This is a genomic window from Desulfobacterales bacterium, assembly GCA_030066985.1.
Lineage (GTDB): Bacteria > Desulfobacterota > Desulfobacteria > Desulfobacterales > JAHEIW01 > JAHEIW01.
Genome location: JASJAN010000011.1, coordinates 13,955 through 33,722 on the forward strand (window position 1 = coordinate 13,955; position 19,768 = coordinate 33,722).

General features: G+C 46.5%; 18 protein-coding genes. 14 read left to right on the plus strand and 4 right to left on the minus strand.

Features of this window, described 5'->3' with window-relative positions:
* Positions 1-7: 7 nt before the first annotated feature.
* From QNJ26_07310 to QNJ26_07320, 3 genes are read left to right on the plus strand one after another with little or no spacing between them, the layout of a single operon-like run.
* The gene (locus QNJ26_07310) at positions 8-1,156 is read left to right on the plus strand and encodes a 2-oxoacid:acceptor oxidoreductase subunit alpha (GenBank protein MDJ0985335.1); all 1,149 of its coding nucleotides are present in this window, start codon (positions 8-10) and stop codon (positions 1,154-1,156) included.
* Positions 1,157-1,160: 4 nt separating this feature from the next.
* Positions 1,161-1,964: a 2-oxoacid:ferredoxin oxidoreductase subunit beta gene (locus QNJ26_07315; protein ID MDJ0985336.1), complete on the plus strand. Its 804-nt coding sequence runs from the start codon at positions 1,161-1,163 to the stop codon at positions 1,962-1,964.
* 2 nt (positions 1,965-1,966) lie between these two features.
* Positions 1,967-2,512 (plus strand): 2-oxoacid:acceptor oxidoreductase family protein, encoded by a 546-nt coding sequence (locus tag QNJ26_07320; protein ID MDJ0985337.1) that lies wholly within the window; start codon positions 1,967-1,969, stop codon positions 2,510-2,512.
* Between the two features lie 337 nt (positions 2,513-2,849).
* Here QNJ26_07320 and QNJ26_07325 read toward each other — a convergent pair whose 3' ends face one another.
* Complete coding sequence (locus QNJ26_07325) at positions 2,850-3,575, minus strand: metallophosphoesterase family protein (GenBank protein MDJ0985338.1); 726 nt, start codon at positions 3,573-3,575, stop codon at positions 2,850-2,852.
* Between the two features lie 146 nt (positions 3,576-3,721).
* Entirely contained in the window at positions 3,722-4,501 is a 780-nt protein-coding gene (locus QNJ26_07330) for a prepilin peptidase (GenBank protein MDJ0985339.1), read from the minus strand.
* 292 nt (positions 4,502-4,793) lie between these two features.
* Between QNJ26_07330 and lon the strand changes: the two genes are divergently transcribed.
* The 9 genes from lon (at position 4,794) to folE2 (ending at position 13,626) form a co-directional block, all read left to right on the plus strand.
* Positions 4,794-7,211, plus strand: a complete 2,418-nt coding sequence (gene lon, locus QNJ26_07335; GenBank protein MDJ0985340.1) for an endopeptidase La — start codon at positions 4,794-4,796, stop codon at positions 7,209-7,211.
* 26 nt (positions 7,212-7,237) lie between these two features.
* Complete coding sequence (gene tsaB, locus QNJ26_07340; protein ID MDJ0985341.1) at positions 7,238-7,954, plus strand: tRNA (adenosine(37)-N6)-threonylcarbamoyltransferase complex dimerization subunit type 1 TsaB; 717 nt, start codon at positions 7,238-7,240, stop codon at positions 7,952-7,954.
* Between the two features lie 255 nt (positions 7,955-8,209).
* Positions 8,210-8,881, plus strand: a complete 672-nt coding sequence (locus QNJ26_07345) for a phosphatidylserine decarboxylase family protein (protein ID MDJ0985342.1) — start codon at positions 8,210-8,212, stop codon at positions 8,879-8,881.
* Positions 8,882-9,050: 169 nt separating this feature from the next.
* Positions 9,051-10,124 (plus strand): 3-isopropylmalate dehydrogenase, encoded by a 1,074-nt coding sequence (locus QNJ26_07350; protein MDJ0985343.1) that lies wholly within the window; start codon positions 9,051-9,053, stop codon positions 10,122-10,124.
* Between the two features lie 68 nt (positions 10,125-10,192).
* Positions 10,193-11,215, plus strand: coding sequence for an aspartate-semialdehyde dehydrogenase (locus QNJ26_07355; protein MDJ0985344.1), 1,023 nt, complete (start codon positions 10,193-10,195; stop codon positions 11,213-11,215).
* Between the two features lie 95 nt (positions 11,216-11,310).
* Complete coding sequence (gene greA / locus QNJ26_07360) at positions 11,311-11,778, plus strand: transcription elongation factor GreA (protein MDJ0985345.1); 468 nt, start codon at positions 11,311-11,313, stop codon at positions 11,776-11,778.
* A gap of 122 nt (positions 11,779-11,900) precedes the next feature.
* Positions 11,901-12,116 (plus strand): DNA-directed RNA polymerase subunit omega, encoded by a 216-nt coding sequence (gene rpoZ, locus QNJ26_07365; protein ID MDJ0985346.1) that lies wholly within the window; start codon positions 11,901-11,903, stop codon positions 12,114-12,116.
* 48 nt (positions 12,117-12,164) lie between these two features.
* On the plus strand, positions 12,165-12,854 hold the full coding sequence (locus QNJ26_07370) for an ATP-binding protein (protein MDJ0985347.1): 690 nt from the start codon (positions 12,165-12,167) through the stop codon (positions 12,852-12,854).
* 1 nt (position 12,855) lies between these two features.
* On the plus strand, positions 12,856-13,626 hold the full coding sequence (folE2, locus tag QNJ26_07375) for a GTP cyclohydrolase FolE2 (GenBank protein MDJ0985348.1): 771 nt from the start codon (positions 12,856-12,858) through the stop codon (positions 13,624-13,626).
* 269 nt (positions 13,627-13,895) lie between these two features.
* Here the strand turns inward: folE2 and QNJ26_07380 are convergent, their stop codons facing one another.
* Complete coding sequence (locus tag QNJ26_07380; GenBank protein MDJ0985349.1) at positions 13,896-15,032, minus strand: D-alanyl-D-alanine carboxypeptidase; 1,137 nt, start codon at positions 15,030-15,032, stop codon at positions 13,896-13,898.
* A gap of 234 nt (positions 15,033-15,266) precedes the next feature.
* Positions 15,267-15,710, minus strand: a complete 444-nt coding sequence (dtd, locus tag QNJ26_07385) for a D-aminoacyl-tRNA deacylase (protein ID MDJ0985350.1) — start codon at positions 15,708-15,710, stop codon at positions 15,267-15,269.
* A gap of 377 nt (positions 15,711-16,087) precedes the next feature.
* Between dtd and QNJ26_07390 the strand changes: the two genes are divergently transcribed.
* Together QNJ26_07390 and QNJ26_07395 are read left to right on the plus strand one after the other, a co-directional pair.
* Positions 16,088-18,655: a GAF domain-containing protein gene (locus QNJ26_07390; protein MDJ0985351.1), complete on the plus strand. Its 2,568-nt coding sequence runs from the start codon at positions 16,088-16,090 to the stop codon at positions 18,653-18,655.
* A gap of 147 nt (positions 18,656-18,802) precedes the next feature.
* Positions 18,803-19,375, plus strand: coding sequence for a YqgE/AlgH family protein (locus QNJ26_07395; protein MDJ0985352.1), 573 nt, complete (start codon positions 18,803-18,805; stop codon positions 19,373-19,375).
* The last annotated feature ends 393 nt before the right edge of the window (positions 19,376-19,768 follow it).

A 19,768-nucleotide genomic window follows, 5' to 3' on the forward strand; every position in this document is an offset into this window, starting at 1 on the left:
CAATACGATGAGCGAAAATATAAAATTTATTCAAGGCAATGAAGCCTGTGCAGAAGCCGCTTTGTATGCAGGGCTAAATTTTTATGCCGGTTATCCGATTACGCCATCTTCGGAAATCACGGAATTATTGGCCTTTCGTCTACCGCAGCTCGGGGGGAAATTTTTGCAAATGGAAGACGAGATCGCATCCGTATGTGCTATTATTGGCGCTTCTTTGACCGGCTGCAAGGTGATGACTGCCACCAGCGGTCCGGGTTTTTCATTGATGCAGGAAGCGTTAGGCTATGCCATTATGGCAGAAATACCCTGTGTGATCGTCAATGTGCAGCGCGGGGGGCCCTCTACTGGATTGCCAACCCACGGCAGTCAGGGCGATGTCAATCAAGCCCGTTGGGGAACGCACGGTGACCATGCCATCATCGCTCTAACGGCGTCCAATCATCAAGACATTTTCGCACTCACAGTTGAAGCTTTTAATTTAGCTGAAATTTATCGGACGCCGGTTATATTGCTTCTCGATGAAGTTGTGGCCCACATGCGTGAGCGTCTTGTGGTTCCACAACGCGGCGAAATGCCCTTGGTGGAACGATTAAAAACCGCCGTCAAAGAAGGTGTTGATTATCATCCGTACCTGCCCCGTGAAGATGGTCGCTTGCCAATGTCTGATTTTGGTGGTGTTCATCGATATAACGTCACCGGACTTTTTCATGATATGTGGGGGTTTCCGTCCAGTGAACCAAGGGCGGTGCACGGCTTGCTGCGCCATCTGGTCGATAAAATCGAAAACCGGACCAATCAGCTCGCCCGCTACAAGGAATATTATATCGAGGACGCCAAGCATCTGCTGGTTTCCTATGGATCGTCGGCGCGCTCGGCCCGGCATATCGTGGAAAAAAGACGATCCCGCGGCGAGCGGCTAGGCTTGTTGGAATTGCAGACACTCTGGCCGTTTCCTTATGATATCGTGCGCGAAAAATGTGCTGCCGCCCAATCGGTTGTCGTGGTCGAGCAGAACATGGGTCAAATACTGCAGGCCGTAAAAGCTGCAGTGGATCAGCCGGATAAGGTGTTTCTGGCCAATCGCATTGATGGCGTCTTTATCAGACCCGCTGATATCATGAATATTCTGCGGTTGATCCAAGGTAAGGGGGTTTAACCATATGGCGATAAAAGCATATTTGCGAGAACGATTTTTTCCGCATCTTTGGTGTCCGGGCTGCGGTCATGGTATGGTTTTAAACGGTATGCTGCAGGCAATCGAAAGAATGGGTCTGAGCAGAAACGAGATTGTTATGGTGTCGGGTATCGGCTGTTCATCGCGTATTACCGGGTATGTAGATTTTCACACCTTGCATACGATTCATGGCCGGGCCTTGGCTTTTGCAACCGGTGTAAAAATGGCCCGTCCGGAGCTCAATTTGATTGTACCTATGGGAGATGGCGATGCCCTGGCCATTGGCGGAAATCATTTTATTCATGCGGCGCGCCGCAATATCGATATAACCGCCATTGTCATGAACAACCGCATTTACGGAATGACCGGTGGACAGTTTTCGCCATTATCGGGCGAAGATGTTCGCGCGACGACCGCCCCTTATTTAACCATTGACCCCAGCTTTGATGTTGTGGAGCTGTCCAAAGCAGCCGGCGCCACTTTTGTGGCGCGAACCACAACCTATCACATTCAGCAAATGACTGATATCATTCAACAAGCCATATTGCATGAAGGTTTTTCAGTGGTGGAAATTTTCTCCCAGTGCCCCACGTACTTTGGCCGTAAAAACAAAGCCGGTGATGCGGTAGACATGATCGCCTATTTCAAGAAACATACGACTCCGATCGGCTCCAAATCCAAAAAAGAGAACCCGGATCTGATTGAGCGTGGTATTTTTGTGCAAACAGAAAAACCGGAATATTGCAACGAATACGACAAGATGGTTCAAAAGGTAATGAAAGGTCGTTAAAAATGGAAAGATGCAGAATGGTATTTTCGGGTTCGGGTGGACAAGGTGTTATCACCGCAGCCATTATCCTGGCCGAAGCAGCAGTGCTGCACGACGGGCTAAATGCAGTCCAATCCCAATCCTATGGAGCTGAGGCCCGCGGGGGCGCAACCCGCTCGGACATTATTATATCCGATACGATTCTCCATTATCCCAAAGTGATCCAGCCCAATGTGCTCGTCTGTCTGACCCAGGACGCTTACAATAAATTTTACTCGATTATTCGGCCGGGCGGCTTGCTGATCAGCGATACACGCTATGTAAAAACCGAAAAAAAGGTTGATGCCCAGCAAAAAGAACTTGCGATGTATGAAAGCGTTATGGATAAAATCGGCAAACCCATCGTTTTCAATATTTGCATGCTCGGGGCTGTTATTGCCATAACAGAATTGGTTAAACCCGAGTCCATCATGAAAGCACTGGAAAACCGTATTCCGGCCGATTTTTTGGATATGAATCGCAAGGCGCTAGATATCGGGATAGAGCTAGGGGAGGCCATAAAAAACTAAAAACCGGCTTTGGCCCATTATCTTTTATCCGAGTGCTGTGTTCCCCCGCAAAATGCGGGATTTCACATCTTTTCTTAAAAATACTAAGGTGTTCAGCAATTCGATTTGAAATACTCGCGTATTTAAATATACGCTCCGTTTTCAAATCAAATTGCGCCCTGCACTCGAATAAAATCTAACGGCCTTAAGTCGGTTTTGTTTGTTTTTATATTCAGGATGAATTGATATCACTGGTATTTTCAGTATTGTAACACTGCATTACAACCTTACTTCGGTTTACGATTCATTGGATGTCCGTTTTACTAAAACGACTTATGTTTCTCATGGAAGAGCGATTTTACCACAGGCGTTTAGCGTGTTCTGGCGGAAGACCGATGGCCTTCATTTTCATAACAACCGCTTCAATATCATACGCCACAGACCTGACTTCAACCGTATCTTCTTCAGAGTCCCAGATAATATATTTTGCCTGATTGTTTCCATCTCTGGGTTGCCCGACACTGCCGGCGCTGATGATATGCTTTTGTCGCGCGTTCAGCTGGTTGAGGCCCTTCTTTAGCCGACCGCTTTCAAAACCATGCCGGCCGTAACTGGTAATGTCCAGAGTATGGGTATGACCGATAAAGCAACGTTGTTCCTTTAATTTTTTTAACGCTAAAATTTTTGCTTCTTCGGGCAATTGGAACAGGTAGGTCAAAACAGAGTCCGGCGGAAATCCATGAACAAAGCGGCATCCATGCGCAATAATGTGGGTTTTTAAGGTTTTTATATAGTCGACGGATTGAGATGACAATAATCTTCGGGTGATATTCAATGATTTACGGGCAGCACGGTTAAACCAATCCAGATAGGTGGGTTGAATTAAGGCCAATTCATGGTTACCCTGTACTGCACAAATGTTGCGTTGGCGGATGTGTTCGATGACACGTTCCGGTTCCGGGCCATATCCAATATGATCGCCCAGACTAATAATGTCATCGATACCGATCTTATCGATCTCAGCCAAAATTTGTTCAAGGGCCTCCTTATTACCGTGGATATCGGAAATAATGGCAATTTTCATTGGCAACGCCTCACCTAAAATCCGGCGTCCACCTGAATGCGCATTGATGTGCATTCGCTAGTGGGCTTATGCTGAGATAATTTGATCACTTGGCCATCGTTTCCTTGATATACTGACATGGGCTGGCATGCCATTTAAATTTATAGCTAAGCCCGCAGCAGATTAAAATACCAGGCCATCAATTGGGGACCGAAAAATATATACGTGATGGCGCCAATGGCCAGAAATGGACCAAATGGGATCTTGAGCTTCATGGTTTTTCCAGCCTTTAAAATGACAAGCAAGCCTGCGATGGTCCCGACGGCCGAAGCCGCAAATATGGTAAATAAAACCCCCTTCCAACCGATAATGGCTCCCATCATAGCCAAAAGCTTGATATCACCGCCACCCATCCCTTCTTTGCGGGTCAGCAGATAATACAATTGAGCGACAAGCCACAGGCTGCCACCGCCGATCAATATGCCCAGCAGGGACTCAATCCAGGTCACCTTTGGCAGGGCAAGGCTGGCGGCAAAAAAGAGCGGGATTCCCGGTAAGGAAATCACATCCGGAATGATTTGGTGATCAATGTCGATAAATGTTATGACCAACAAAGTGGCAATGAAAGTATAGTAAATCAGAGATTCAAAACCCAAACCAAATTTCCAGAATACGCCCACAGCAAATATGCCGCTGATAAATTCGATAACCGGGTAGCGAAAAGAGATGCGTGCCTCACAATGACGACATTTTCCTCTCAAGAGGATGTAGCTAACAATCGGTATATTGTCGTAAAAACGGATCAGGGTACCACAGCCCGGACACATCGAACGCGGGTGGACAATTGATTTCGATTCCGGAAGCCGGTAGATACATACATTTAAGAAACTTCCGATACAAATGCCAAAAAGAAAAACGCACAACTCAATTAAATAATTTGCGCTCATCACTTATCAGTCCCGTTGGGTTAAGTGTTGGTCTGCAATCGGCAGTTAACTCGATTCAGCCAACCGTTTTCTGGATGCACCCTCCGTATGGTGGGTCTTTAAAAAACGGTTAACGCCATTATGTTGTTATTTAAGCCAGTAGTTCATAAAAAATATAACTGGACATTGTCAAAGAAAAATTAAGGCTTACATTAACGAGTTACATTGCAGATGGTTTTAAGTTGCTGAATTAGAATTATTTTCGGCAAAATAAAGCCAAGCTTAAATTTTAGTTCAATGCTCAGGAGCAAAAATGGCTCAAAGCGATAAAGATGACCTCATCAGTCTGATTGAAGAAGACAGCTCCAATGCGGACATTCCATCAACACTTCCCATGTTGCCGGTTCGAGATATCGTTGTTTTCAGTGATATGGTGATGCCGCTGTTTGTCGGTCGCACCAGATCGATCCGTGCGGTTGAAGAAGGGGTGGCCAAAGATGGTTTTTTGATGCTGGTGACGCAAAAGGATCCGGCAATCGAAAATCCTACTGCTGACGAAATTTATAGAGTTGGCACCGTCAGTCGCGTCCTGCGCATGTTAAAGCTGCCCGATGGTCGTGTTAAAGCGTTGGTGCAAGGTGTGGCTAAGGCTAAAATTGTACGTTACTTGAGGAAACGCTCATTTTATCGGGTTAAAATTGATAAAGTTGAAGAGCCGTTTGTTGAAGAAATAAATTTGGAAATAGAAGCCCTGATGCGAACGGCTAGGGAACATACAGAAAAAATCCTTTCGTTACGAGGTGAACTTTCCGGTGATATCAGCGCCATTTTGGAAAGTATTGAAGATCCCGGCAAGCTGGCGGATTTGGCGGCATCTAATTTAAAGCTCAAAATTCAAGAATCCCAGCAACTTCTTGAGTGCATTGATCCGGTTAGACGTCTCAAAAAGGTAAACGATCTGCTTTCCAGAGAACTTGAACTCTCAACCGTTCAGGCCAAAATTGAATCCGATGTCAAAGATGAGATTTCAAAATCGCAACGTGACTATTTCCTTCGCGAACAAGTGCGGGCGATTTACAAAGAACTGGGCGAGCAAGATGACAAAACAGTTGAAGTTGAAGATTACCGCCGAAAGATCAAGCGCGCCAAGATGCCCAAAGAAGCAGACAAAGAAGCCATCAAGCAACTCAAACGTCTTGAGCAGATGCACCCGGATTCTGCGGAAGCAACTGTTTCGCGAACTTATCTGGACTGGCTGGTGGAGCTGCCATGGCACAAATCGTCTCGGGATAGCTTTGATATCAACAAAGCCAAATCAGTTCTTGAAAAGGATCACTATGGTTTAAAAAATGTTAAGGATCGGATTCTTGAGTATCTGAGCGTCCGCAAATTGAATCCTAGGATGAAAGGACTGATATTGTGCTTTGTCGGCCCACCCGGTGTCGGCAAAACCTCTCTGGGTCAATCAATTGCGCGGGCATTAAAACGTAAATTCATTCGTATCTCTTTGGGAGGTATCCGCGATGAAGCGGAAATCAGGGGCCACCGGCGCACTTACATTGGGGCGCTACCCGGTCGTATCCTGCAAGGTTTAAAGCAATGCAGTAGCAATAATCCGGTTTTTATGATGGATGAAATTGATAAACTAGGCGCCGATTTCCGCGGTGATCCTTCGGCAGCTCTTTTGGAAGCTCTGGATCCAGAGCAAAATATGGCTTTTAGTGATCATTTTCTCAACATCCCCTTTGATCTTTCCAAAGTGATGTTTATTCTGACGGCAAATCTAACGGACACCATTCCCTCTGCTTTGTTGGATCGCATGGAAGTTATTTCGTTGTCGGGATATACGGAAGAAGAAAAAATGGTTATCGCCCAAAAATATCTGATACCGCGACAAGTTAAAGAAAATGGACTCAAGCGTCGATCCGTTTCAGTTAGCCGCGGTGCATTGCAACAGATGATAACCGAGTATACATCCGAGGCCGGTTTGCGCAATCTTGAAAGGGAGATTGCTGCTGTATGCCGTAAGGTTGCCCGCAAAATTGCCGAGCAGCAAAAGGAACCATTTAGCGTAACCCGTGGCAATCTGCACAAATATCTGGGTATTCCCAAATATAGCCCTGAAATGGACAGGGAAGAAAATCAGGTGGGTTTGTCCACTGGCTTGGCTTGGACGCAGGCCGGAGGCGAATTGCTGTATGTTGAAGCGTCTTTGATCAATGGAAAAGGGGAATTAATTGTGACCGGTCAGTTGGGGGACATTATGCAGGAGTCTGCCCGGGCGGCATTAAGCTATGCACGGGCCAATCTGGCGTCATGGGGCGTGAAGGATAAAAAAATCGATCAGTGCGATATTCATATCCACGTGCCGGCCGGCGCGATCCCCAAAGACGGTCCCTCAGCCGGTATTGCCATGGCGACAGCATTGATTTCGGCATTCACCCATAGACCCGTGCGCAGCGATGTAGCCATGACCGGTGAAATTACGTTACGGGGCAGGGTTTTGCCCATTGGCGGCTTAAAAGAAAAAGCGCTCGGTGCGCTGCGGGCCGGAATCCGAACGGTCATCATACCAGCTAAAAACAAAAAGGATCTGGTTGAAATTCCGCAACCCTTAAAACGCAAAATTCAATTTATACCGGTAAAGCACATGTCGGAAGTGGTCAGGCAGGCCATCATTGGGCCAAAATTAAATGCGCGTTCAAAGCGGGCCAAAACCAAAAGCAAATAAATCACTCCGGCATGAACTAGATACTTATGAAAATACTTGCGCTCGATACAGCCACAGCCAGCTGCTCCGTTGCCATTACGGATGAGCGGCGCACATACGCTGAATTGACAACACGCAAAAACCAAACGCACTCGAAGCATTTGATGCAGATGATCGATTCGGTTTTAGAGTCTGCCGGACTGCACATTGACGATCTCGGCGGTTTTGCCCTTACCATCGGACCCGGTTCATTTACCGGACTGCGGATCGGAATCAGTACTATAAAAGGCTTGGCGTTGGCGACGGATAAACCGGTCGTTGGCATTTCCAGTCTTGAAACCCTTGCCTGGCAATGTGCACATCGAAACATTTTAATTAGCCCGTTGCTGGATGCTCGCAAGGCGGAGATTTATGGTGCGACCTACCGTTTCATCGACAACTGTCTGGTTGAGCAAACACCTGCTATGGCATCAGCACCGGAAGCATTTATTCGAAAAATTAAAGAACCCTGTATATTTGTCGGCTGTGGTGCGCAGCTTTATCGACAAACCATCGAAAAATCAATGGGCCCCAATGCGCATTTCATGCCTGATGACCAGAATCTGATCAAGGCATCCAGCATTGCATTTTTAAGCATGAATCGATTCAAAACCAGTGATACCGATGGCGTTGCTGACTTGGTTCCGCGATATATCCGCAAATCCGATGCGGAGTTAAGCGTTGCCGCCAGACCTCAAATCAAATCGCCCAAAAATAATTTTTGAAAGCCCGTATCCGGTCATGCCAAAAAACGACCAATGATAATCACCGCATTAGCCCTGCTGAAGGCGTGCCCCGCATCCAGCAAATACAGTTAAATGATGAAACCATCAGCGGTGTCCATCACCGTTGCGCTGTTTACGATCATCTTGTGGTAATTATTGACAATCCATATGGATATTGTTATGAAATACATTTTAAATTTGAGCAGACTGACGGCGTCAATTGTTGGCGTGGCTTTCACTTGGGATAACGATTAGATGAAGACATATTCATGGTCTGATCCACCGGGTCAGACGGCCTTTCCGGTGGCAAAAGCCGGCTATCCGCTCATATTAGCGGCGGCATTTGTCACTTTGATTTTTGCGCTGCTGGATATGACCACGGCAACGTTGATCGGCGTTGTGGTGACATTTAGTTTTTGTGGCTTTTTCAGAGATCCGGATCGGGTTATTCCCAATCAACCGGGAGGCATCGTTTCACCGGCCGACGGGAAAGTTATTGTCGTGGAGACCATTGATGATACGCCTTTCTTCAATGGTCGCTGTAAAAAAATCAGCATTTTCATGTCCGTTTTCAACGTTCATGTAAATCGTATTCCTTTTGACGGTGCCATCGAAAAGATCAGTCATCAACCCGGTAAATTTTTTTCAGCGAATCTGGATAAAGCATCCTCGCAAAATGAACATAACGCTGTTTTCCTGCAAACTCCGGATAACACACCGATATGCGTTGTCCAGGTTGCCGGTTTGATTGCCCGAAGAATCATATGCTATGCACAGCCCGGAATGGATTTGGTAAAAGGACAGCGTTACGGATTGATTTGTTTTGGTTCCAGGCTGGATGTTTATCTGCCTGAAGACACGCATGTCAAGGTGACGGTTGGTGAAAAGGTAAAGGCGGGAACCTCCTTGATCGGGCAGTTTGTCTGAGCTCATTCTTGAGGCAAGCTGAACCAAACGTGATGATATGCGCTTTCTTTCTTAAGAGGCCGTAAGTAAATTGATTTTTCAATCATCGCCGGATTCTAGGAAGGTATCTGTGAATCGGCGGTTTTTTTATAACTCATATCAACATTTGTAAAACAGAAATGGTAGCGGCATGACAAAGACCTATGACATTGCTGTCATCCCCGGCGATGGGACTGGCCCTGAAGTTGTTGCAGAAGGATTGAAAACCTTAGCAGCAGTGGCGGCTAAATATAATTTCGAGTGTCAACTAACCACTTATGATATCGGTGGTGATCATTATCTGGCAACCGGTGAAACCATCTCAGAACAGCAGCTCGCATCGCTCAGCGAAAAAGATGCCATTTTTTTGGGTGCCATTGGCCATCCAGAGGTAAAACCCGGCATTCTGGAAAAGGGTATTTTGCTCAAAACCCGGTTTGCGTTAGATCAGTACATCAACTTGCGCCCCGTTAAATTATATGAAGGTGTCTATACACCGATCAAAGAAAAGTTGCCTGAGCATATTGATTTTGTCGTGGTTCGTGAGAACACCGAAGGCCTATATACCGGTGCCGGTGGTTTTTTAAAGCACGGCACCGCGGACGAGGTTGCTATCCAAGAATCCATTAATACGCGCAAAGGTGTGGAGCGTTGCATTCGCTTTGCATTTGAATATTGCCAAGCACGCAACAAAGACCGCAAAATCACCTTGTGTGGCAAAACCAATGTGTTGACCTATGCGTTTGATCTTTGGGAAAGAACCTTTTATGAAGTTGCCAAAGAATACCCGAATATTGAAGCCGATTATGCCCATGTGGATGCGCTTTGCATGTGGATGGTCAAAAATCCGGAATGGTTTGATGTCATTGTGACCGACAATATGTTTGGTGATATTATCACCGATCTGGGTGCAATGATTCAAGGTGGCATGGGGATCGCCGCGGGCGGCAACATCAATCCGGCCGGGGTTTCGATGTTTGAGCCCATTGGCGGCTCAGCCCCCAAGTACACCGGGCAGCAAAAGATCAATCCGATTGCCGCCATCTTAGCGGTCCAGCTGCTGCTGGATACCATCGGTGAAAAAAAAGCAGCCTTGTGCGTTGAAGCGGGTGTTGCCAAAGTTTTGCGAGAGGATATCAAAGATGTTGCGGCCGGCCAAATGGGGTATTCAACCAGCGAAATTGGAGAACTGGTCGTTGATTATATTGAAAAAAGCGGTCTATAGCATGCACCTCATGTTACCGCAGTCAGCTATCTTAAAATCGTCAATTGCTTATTCTGGGGGAATGCAGTATGGCTCAAAAAAAATTTAACATTGCAGTTGCCGGCGCTACCGGTGCCGTGGGCAATCAGATGATTCGTTGTCTCGAAGAAATGGGTTTTCCGATAAAATCCGTTGCCCTTTTGGCCTCTAAACGCTCTGTCGGCCGCCAACTCAAATTTAGAGGGGATCTGATCGACATCCAGGAGCTTAATAAGGATTCCTTTAAGGGCATCGATATTGCGCTTTTTTCAGCCGGTGGCGGTACCAGTGAAACCTATGCCCCAGCTGCTTTCAAGGACGGGTGTGTGGTTGTTGATAATTCCAGCGCCTGGCGGATGGATCCGCAGGTCCCGTTGGTTGTGCCCGAGGTCAACCCCCATGCCATTGGCCAGTATACGCAAAAGGGCATCATCGCCAATCCGAATTGCTCGACGATTCAGATGGTCGTTGCCCTGAATCCGATTCACCAAAAATTCGGGATCAAACGCGTCGTGGTCTCAACTTACCAGGCCGTATCGGGTACGGGCAAAAAGGCTATTGATGAACTTTTGGACCAAACCCGTGCGATGATTAACTTTCTTGATTACGACAGCAGCGTTTACCCGCATCGCATTGCCTTTAATTGTTTGCCACACATCGATAAATTTATGGATAACGGCTATACAAAAGAAGAAATGAAAATGGTCAATGAAACCCGTAAAATTATGGAGGATGACAGCATTGCAGTTACGGCCACAACGGTTCGGGTACCGGTTTTCTTTGGCCACTCTGAATCCGTTAACATTGAAACCCATGAACCGGTATCCGCAGAAGAAGTCAAGGCGCTGCTGGCAAACACGCCCGGAGTTAAAGTCATGGACGACCCTGACCAAAATGTGTATCCACTAGCAACCGATGCGGCCGGGCAAGATTTAACCTTGGTCGGGCGCATTCGCCAGGATGAATCAGTTCCCAACGGCATCAATATGTGGATAGTGGCGGACAACATCAGAAAGGGTGCGGCCACCAACACGGTTCAGATTGCTAAAATCCTTGCGAAAGAATACTTATAAGAATTTTAGAAATTCAGGAACTAAATAACTATTAAACCATTAACCAATAACACCCAATTGAGTGATGCGCACTCAACTGGGTTCGGAGTATGAAATTGGAACGAATTCCCGTCACAAAAGAAGGCTTTGAGACTCTTAAAAAAGAGCTCGAAAATTTGAAAAAGGTTGAGCGCCCACAAAATATAAAAGCGATTGAAGAAGCAAGGGCCCACGGTGACTTGAGTGAAAATGCCGAATATGCTGCTGCCAAAGATCGCCAGGGCTTTATCGAAGGGCGCATCAATGACCTGGAATTCAAACTGGCCAATATTGATATTATTGAAACCGATAAATTGCCCAAAGACCGGGCTGTGTTCGGCAGCAAAGTTGTCCTTGAAAATATAGAAACCGGCGAAGATGTCAGCTATCAACTGGTGGGCCCGGATGAATCTGACATTGAAAATGGACGCATATCCGTCTCATCACCGCTAGGCAGGGCTATTATCGGACGCAAACCGGGTGATGAACTCTCGCTTCAAGTGCCCGGCGGCAGGCGAACATACGAGCTTGTTGAAATATTATAATCTGTTCAATTGGTTTGATTGGTTAAATTTGTTAAATTCTGCTGTTTCTTATTGCGGTTTGCAAAAACGAACCAATGAGACCAATCTAACAAATAAAACATTTTTTAATGGAGGGTGTCTACGTGGCACGAATTACGATCGAAGATTGTCTTCGGAAAATTAGCAATCGATTTTTACTGGTCAACATTGTTTCTCAGCGCGTTCGGCAGATTCGCGAAGGCTCGGATTACCTGGTCAGTTCTCCCAAAAATGAAGATATCGTTGTGGCCCTGAGGGAGGCGGCAGCCGGAAAACTGGTGCCGATTGATACAGACGAAACTGAGGAAGCCGAAACCTAAAACCTTTTGCCAAAAGGTAGCCCTAAATATAAAGCAGTAAACCGTGCTGTGGGTAAAGCCGTGCATCGTTATGACATGCTGCGGGACGGCGATCGCATTGTTGTCGGCATTTCCGGTGGTGCCGATAGTTTGACGATGATGTGGATGCTGGCCGAGCGCTTGCCGCGCATACCGATTCATTTTGAATTGTTTCCTGTTCATATTGATCCGGGTTTTGAAGGCGGGTTTAGTCAGGCATTGCAAACATACAGCGCAAACGCGGGTTTCAGTTTGCGGGTTGAACATACTGATTATGGTGTCGTAGGTCACAGCTCAGGCAATCGCGAAAATCCCTGTTTCTTATGTGCCCGCTTGCGTCGCAAACGGCTGTTTGAAATTGCCGAGGAATTGGATTGCAATAAACTGGCTTTGGGTCACAACAAAGATGATATCATCGAGACCCTATTTTTAAATATCTGCTATGCAGGCGAAGTCAGCACGATGCTGCCTTCCCAAACGATATTCAAGGACAGATTCACGATAATCCGGCCACTGGCGTATGCCGATGAGGACCTCATCAGAGATCTTGCCCGGGAGCGGAAATTTCCCGAATTTATCAATCCGTGCCCTTCAGCCAACAACTCAAAGCGGCAGGAGATAAAAACGATGCTAAAACAGCTTTATCGCAATAACCCGAAGATAAAGGGCAATATCTTCAGAGCGATGAGTCGGATTAAAACAGCCTATCTTCTTAAATGACATGAAAGATACCCAAAACCAACGCGATTACCGCAATATCCCCATTGATAAGGTGGGGATTAAGAATTTGCGATATCCGATTACCGTAGGCGACCGCCGGGAAGGCACTCAACACACAGTAGCCACTATCAACATGTATGTCGATTTGCCCCATGAGTATAAAGGCACCCATATGAGCCGGTTTGTCGAGATGCTTCATCTTCTGCAGCCGGAGATTTCACTGCAAAAATTTTCGGAAATATTAACCAACATGAAAAAACACCTCAATGCTGCCTCCGCACACATTGAGGTGACTTTTCCCTATTTTATCGAAAAACGAGCACCGGTCAGCTCATCTCCAGGTTTGATGGATTACACCTGCCGCATTGTCGGCACCAGTGATCCAGAGGGCAAAATCGATCTGGTTTCTGAAGTCATCGTGCCGATTTCATCCGTTTGCCCCTGTTCATTGGAAATCAGCGATACCGGAGCTCACAATCAGCGCGGAGAGGTGCATCTGGCAACCCGCTTTAGAAAATTCATCTGGATGGAAGACATGATTGAATTGGTCGAGGCAACCGCCTCCACCGATGTCTACTCTGTTTTGAAGCGTTCGGATGAGAAAAGCGTTACCGAGACGGCCTTTGCGAATCCCAAATTTGTAGAAGATATTGTCCGCGATATTGCCAAGAAACTAAAAGAAGACGACAATATTACCTGGTTTTCAGTCAGCGCTGAAAATTTTGAATCCATCCACAACCACAGCGCTTACGCGCATATCACCAGCGACTAATAATTTGACTTTTAAATGGTTATTTTCCCGATGAGCGGTGTACTCCGCGGATTTCAGCCCTCAACGTACTTCAAGTACGCCTCGAGCTGAAATCCTTGTGCGGCCTTGCTCATCGACAAAATACCTCCTTTAAAAGCCAAATTTAGTTTTTATAATTCTCTTATATCTTCGAATTCACTATCCCCCATAATTTTCAATACGGTTTTGAGAGAAAACGCATCAAGCAATGCGCGAACGATAGAATATGAAGTCAAATGGGTTGATGAGGATTAATCGAGGATGCGTAGAAGCCTTAAAGCTATGGGCTCGGTGGATTTGCCCGGGCTGTTGAGCATGATCACATAGCGGCAGAGCTTACCGTTGGCTCTTTTGATATAACCGGCGCGCGTGCTGATACCATAAAGCGTTCCGGTCTTGTAATATTCTCTGCCCGCCCGGCGCATATAATAATGGTAGGGCAAAAATTCTTGCAGAACACGTTCCATTTGACTGGCTGACACTTTGTTGTCACGGGATATTCCAGACCCTTCGACAATCTTCATGTCCGCCAAGCCCAATACCTCTTCGGCATAATCGCCTGCGATGGTGACCCCTTTGGCAAGGGTGCCCGGAGATCCGATGATATGGGCGCCGGTGGCGATTAACACCTGGTTGGTCATAAAATTATTGGAATGTTCCAAAAGTCTGACAACATTCTGATCGAGTGATGCAACGGATTCATATCGATATACCAATCGGTCAACTTCCGTATCAACTTTTCCCAGCTTGATCTTGCCCTTGAAGCGCACCCCCTGCTGTTTCAAGAAATATTGGAAAAGCTGGCCGGCATAGAGCGATATTTCGTCTTTATGATGGGAAAAAACGATGCGGCCGGCTTTAAGTTTTGAGGCCTTGATTCTTTTGATCACCGAGGGCAATAAGGGTGTTTGGGGTTCGGCACTGACATACCCCTTTGCGGTGCGTCTAAAGGCCACCGTGTTGAAATTGACACACAGTGCGCCATTGGGAGCATCATAAGGTTGGGCTGATGAGGTAATTCCAGGAATGGTCAACGGCTGCTGGAAATAGGAGTCGTCCATAATCAGATCGTTCAGCGGGTTTGATGTTTTTAAAAGGACTGCCAAGATCTGTGAGATTTTTGCAATGTTCTCGGAAATCAGCAGGGGATCGCCATACCCCTTGATTATAAGATTTGATTGCTGATCCAAATAGAACTCGGTCGGAAATCGGTAATTGTCCCCAAGATAGTGCAAAGCCACCAGGGAGGTAAATACTTTTAAAATCGAGGCTGGTATTCGCTTTTTGTCGGCATTTTTCGAAAATAGGATTTGACCCTGGGCATCGGTGATCAAAATGGAATCATTTTGCCCGATCAAGGCTTCCAGTTCAGAAAAATTCTGGGCCATCCCAGAGACGGGGGCTGCGAGAAGCACGAGGAAGATGAGCCGCTGCAGACAATATGCAACCACTCGATGCTTGTGAAGCCTGGCTTGAAAAATAACGAATCGACTCATGGGCTTTAAAAATACCGTTGTCGTGGGGCCAAACTATCTTTAATCAAATGAATACCACATGATTTTAACAAAAGACTGAATTTCTGCTCTAAACTGATCCACTGCGGCTTCACATGTCGGCGGTCGCTACTGTGGGCTCTCAATAATAATGGTTACCGGGCCGTCATTGACTAAAGCGACTGCCATCATAGCGCCAAAATGACCGGTTTGCACCCTGATACCGTGGTGGCGCACCCTCTCAACAAAGGCCTCGTAAAGTTCAGTCGCCTTCTCGGGTTCAGCCGCCTCGATAAAAGAAGGCCGTCTGCCTTTGCGACAATCCGCCAATAAGGTAAATTGAGAAACCGCCAGCAGCTCACCACCGGTTTGCAACAGCGAGCGGTTCATCTTGCCCTTCGCATCTTCAAAAATCCTGAGATGAATAATTTTGTTAACCAGATAATCGGCATCCTGGGCAGTGTCGTTTTTGGCAATCCCCAGCAATATGAGTAAACCGCTTCCGATTTGGGCTACAATCTGGTCATCGACTTTAACCGAACTTTGCTCAACTCTTTGAATAACAGCACGCATGGGTCGCCATCCCGATTATGCTTTCAATACAGAGGCCTATAATTTGCTGAAAAAGCTAGTAAAATTTCAGAAAAGGCTATTTTGTCAGCCTATTTAACGTATTATCTCACAATCTGACCGCCTAACCAACAGCTAAGAATAAGTTTACCCTTTACGGTAGGCGGGCAGGTATGTCAAGATACCCCTTCGAAATGCCGTATGATTCGGTAGCATGCAAGGCACCTTCAACCGCCGGGCCGTTGAATTCTTATGGGTTGAAGAAACTTTATTTTTATAATATAAATAGTTTAGGTATATTATCAACGATTGAGCACTGCTTTCATCAAAAGCACGCCGAGCTGTGAAGGGCGATCCGCAGCCGGCTGGGAGACGGATATTTGAAGAAAAAAAACTTATATACGAAACTGAACCTGGTATTTGGCCTTTTCTTTTTCTTTCCGGTTCTGGGATTTATCTTTTTTAGCATAAAATACGACATGCTTTCGGACAAGTATGTCCCTTTATTTTTTTTGGGCATCCTGATTTTTTCGTTTGCCGGTTTTTCCATACTAAAGAAATTGTTCGATAAAATTTCGAATATATCCGAGCAGATGTCATCCAATTATTTGGGAGACTTTCCGGATGACACGCTTTCCTCGGGCACCGATGAGCTGCAAAACATTGTGCAGTCTTTTAGCGCCATTGAACAGCGTTTTGGTAACACGTTTCATGCCCTTGAGAAAAAGGCTTCTGAAATATCCATATTAAAAGAGCTGTCAGAATTATGTTATGTTACTTTTGATGCTGAAGAGATCCTGCACATAACCCTCGAGCGTGCGCTGATGCTGACCAACTCGGACCTGGGATCGATTCTGACCGTCAACAAAGTCGAACCCAAGACATTTGTGGTCAAAGCCACCGTAGGTCTGGGAAAATTTGTCAAAGCCGGCGACCGTATTGATTTTGAAACCAGCATCGCCAAATATGCCGTTATCAACAAGTCCCCGCTCGTTGTCGAAGATATCGAAAGGGACAATCGCTTCGGTCGAGCCAATCTGGCCCACTATGGCACCAAGTCCTTTGTCTGCATGCCGATCAAAACCAGCAAGGAGATTTTCGGGGTTCTGACCATTTCCTCGCGACAGGATCGCATTTATACCCAAGAGGATGTTGAGGTTCTGACCCCTTTGTTGAGCAATGCGGCCTTTACCTATGAAAATTTGCGTCTGCTAAAAGAAAATGATCGCAACGCGCTGCACCTAAGATCTATTGAAAAAATATTTAAAATTCTGACGTCCAGCTTCAGAGACACCGAATTGCTGCATGCGGTTCTTAATGAGCTTCAAAGCGTCGTTCCGTTTGACCTGGCCTTCGTGCTGACCCAGGATGACTCACAGCCCGGGCATTTAAAGATTTTCGATTTGCTCATCAGCGGTCCCTCAAATCTGGTCAGAGGCACCAGTTATCCCATCAGAGACTCCATTCTGGGCAAAGTATTCAAGCAGGAAAGCAGTCTGCTGGTGGATAATACCTGTTCGATGGCCAATGCGCTAGATCGTGAGCTTTTTGCCGATCAGGGTTGTACCGCCTGTCTGTTGGCTCCTTTAAAAAGTGATGGCAGCGTCACCGGGGTTTTGGCCTTAGCCGCACACGATGCCAATATGTTTTACAATGCGCACAAGCTCATTACCTGGATTGCCAATGGCCTTTCGTTGGCAATTGAGCGCAACCGGCTGTCAGCTGCGGTCGTCAAACGAAACCAGGAATTGGATACCATTCGTCAGGTTGGCAGCGCACTCGCGTCGTCAACTTTTGATATCAGTAAGGTTTTAAAATACACGATGGATATGATTCGCGAGGTGATGAATGTCGAAGCCGGTTCATTGCTTTTCCTGGAAAGTGATGAACTAGAGGTTGCGGTTGCCTTCAATATCAAGATCAAATCCATGAAAAAATTTCGCCTCAAAATCGGGCAGGGGATTGCTGGTTACGTGGCTGCCAGAGGCAAATCCATACTGGTCAACGAGATTGAAAAATCCCCTCATTTTTTTCCGATGGTGGATGAGTCTACAGGATTTAAAACCGAGTCTGCACTTTGCGTGCCCATGGTATCACAGGGCAAGGTCATTGGCGTTATCGAGGTTCTCAATAAAATAAACGGGGAATTCGATACCGATGACAAAGATTTGTTGCAATCGATTGCCACATCGGTGTGTATTGCTTTGGAAAACGCCCGGCTTTACAAAGAAACCGTCAGCATGGCTGAACAAGAGCGCGATATTCGGCACATGTTCCAGAAGTTTGTCCCCAAAGAAGTTCTGGATAAAATTATTTATGATTCCGAAAATGAAAAGCCGGTGGTTGAAGAATTGAAAACCCTGACCCTGCTTAATATTGACATTCGGGGTTTTTCTGATCTTTCCCGCAAGATCGGCTCGCAAAAAACGGTCTCGCTTCTCAACAGTTTTTTCTCGGTTATGGGTGGCGTTGTCTTCAAACATTCCGGCATTGTGGACAAATACCTAGGCGATGGTTTTCTGGCCCTTTTTGGAGCGCCAGTGTCCAGTACCAAGGATGCGGATAATGCTATCGCTGCCGGTTTTGAAATGAAAAAATCCCTTGATGCGGTCAATCGATATTTGAAGCGCAAATTTGATACCACCGTCAAAATGGGCATTAGCATCCATACCGGTGAAGTGGTGGTCGGCAACATCGGCTTTGAACAAAAAATGGACTATACGGTAATCGGCGATCCCGTCAACACCGTCTTCAGGTTACAGAACCTGACAAAATCGTTTCCGAATGGGATATTAATCAGCGAAAATACGCTACGAGCGGCGCGAACTCGGCCTCATGTCGGCGAAATCAAGACATCAAGCGACCTTGCTCAGGAGCTCGGCGATATGAAAGTATATGAGTTGCTCGGTGAAAAGCCGGATAAACCTTATGTCATTGCCGCCCGTTAGCGCACCTTTGCACTTCATATTGTTATCTGCAAAAACGTTACTGTTCGCCGGCAAACACCACAGGCATTTGTTTACATTCATCCAACCCTAAAATAGGCAGAGGCGTTACAGCGCCAGCGTTTGCAGCGGATCACGACGGAGAAAAGCATGAAAGATTCGGGCGACCAGGGATTCTTAAAAGGACAATTTCTGATGGCCATGCCCGGTCTGGTAGACCCTAATTTTCACCAGACGGTCACCTGTATGTGTGAACACAACGCTGATGGCGCCATGGGGGTGGTCATCAATCGGGTCCATCATGCCCTAACGGCAAAGGATATTTTTGAAGAGCTCAACATCGATTGCGCGCCCGGGGCCGAACGAATTCCGATTCACCTCGGCGGTCCGGTCCATATTGCTGAAATTTTTGTGCTGCATGGTCCCCCATTTGATTGGGAGGCCTCTTTAAAGATTACCCCTGAGGTTGCCCTGAGCAATACAAAAGATGTTATCGAGGCGATAGCATCGGATAAAGGTCCGGAAGCATTTATTATATCTCTTGGTTGCGCCGGTTGGGGTCCGGGTCAGCTGGAAGCCGAAATTAAGCAAAATGCCTGGTTGACGTATCCGGTGTTCGAAGACAACATCTTTAAGATGCCGGTTGAAGATCGTTGGAAAGAGGCTGTCAAGAAGATGGGCATTGATCCGAGGTTGCTTTCCGATAGAGCGGGTCATGCTTGATGAAGGGTGTGATCTTTAGCGACGGGCTTGACTAGATTTGGCTTTGGCCTTGGTTTTTTTTTTCTTCAAACAGTCTTTGTCTTTTCTAACAAATGCGCACAATTTCGGATTGTAATATTCTTTGCAGTTGAGAGGATTATAAAGCGGACATTCAGGATGCTTCTCGGACATAAACTGTTTTTTCCCTTCTTGAATTAAATTCCTGAGGCGGAACAGGCGTTTTGTAGCACATAATCTCAGGCTTGACAAGGCATTATATCACAATTCACGGCGCGCTAAAATCCACCGATGGATTCCTGCTCGGCGCTGCCGCTGTTTTGCCGATCAATTCACCATTTCAACACGGGTCCAAGCTGTGGACGCCTACCAGCCCCATGAGGGCATACCCGTGCA

Excerpts from the sequence above, each read along its gene's own strand:
- QNJ26_07310 (MDJ0985335.1), top strand. The coding sequence starts at position 8 with ATGAGCGAAAATATAAAATTTATTCAAGGCAATGAAGCCTGTGCAGAA.
- QNJ26_07315 (MDJ0985336.1), top strand. The coding sequence starts at position 1,161 with ATGGCGATAAAAGCATATTTGCGAGAACGATTTTTTCCGCATCTTTGG.
- QNJ26_07320 (MDJ0985337.1), top strand. The coding sequence starts at position 1,967 with ATGGAAAGATGCAGAATGGTATTTTCGGGTTCGGGTGGACAAGGTGTT.
- QNJ26_07325 (MDJ0985338.1), bottom strand. The coding sequence starts at position 3,575 with ATGAAAATTGCCATTATTTCCGATATCCACGGTAATAAGGAGGCCCTT.
- QNJ26_07330 (MDJ0985339.1), bottom strand. The coding sequence starts at position 4,501 with ATGAGCGCAAATTATTTAATTGAGTTGTGCGTTTTTCTTTTTGGCATT.
- lon (MDJ0985340.1), top strand. The coding sequence starts at position 4,794 with ATGGCTCAAAGCGATAAAGATGACCTCATCAGTCTGATTGAAGAAGAC.
- tsaB (MDJ0985341.1), top strand. The coding sequence starts at position 7,238 with ATGAAAATACTTGCGCTCGATACAGCCACAGCCAGCTGCTCCGTTGCC.
- QNJ26_07345 (MDJ0985342.1), top strand. The coding sequence starts at position 8,210 with ATGAAGACATATTCATGGTCTGATCCACCGGGTCAGACGGCCTTTCCG.
- QNJ26_07350 (MDJ0985343.1), top strand. The coding sequence starts at position 9,051 with ATGACAAAGACCTATGACATTGCTGTCATCCCCGGCGATGGGACTGGC.
- QNJ26_07355 (MDJ0985344.1), top strand. The coding sequence starts at position 10,193 with ATGGCTCAAAAAAAATTTAACATTGCAGTTGCCGGCGCTACCGGTGCC.
- folE2 (MDJ0985348.1), top strand. The coding sequence starts at position 12,856 with ATGAAAGATACCCAAAACCAACGCGATTACCGCAATATCCCCATTGAT.
- QNJ26_07380 (MDJ0985349.1), bottom strand. The coding sequence starts at position 15,032 with ATGGCCCAGAATTTTTCTGAACTGGAAGCCTTGATCGGGCAAAATGAT.
- dtd (MDJ0985350.1), bottom strand. The coding sequence starts at position 15,710 with ATGCGTGCTGTTATTCAAAGAGTTGAGCAAAGTTCGGTTAAAGTCGAT.
- QNJ26_07395 (MDJ0985352.1), top strand. The coding sequence starts at position 18,803 with ATGAAAGATTCGGGCGACCAGGGATTCTTAAAAGGACAATTTCTGATG.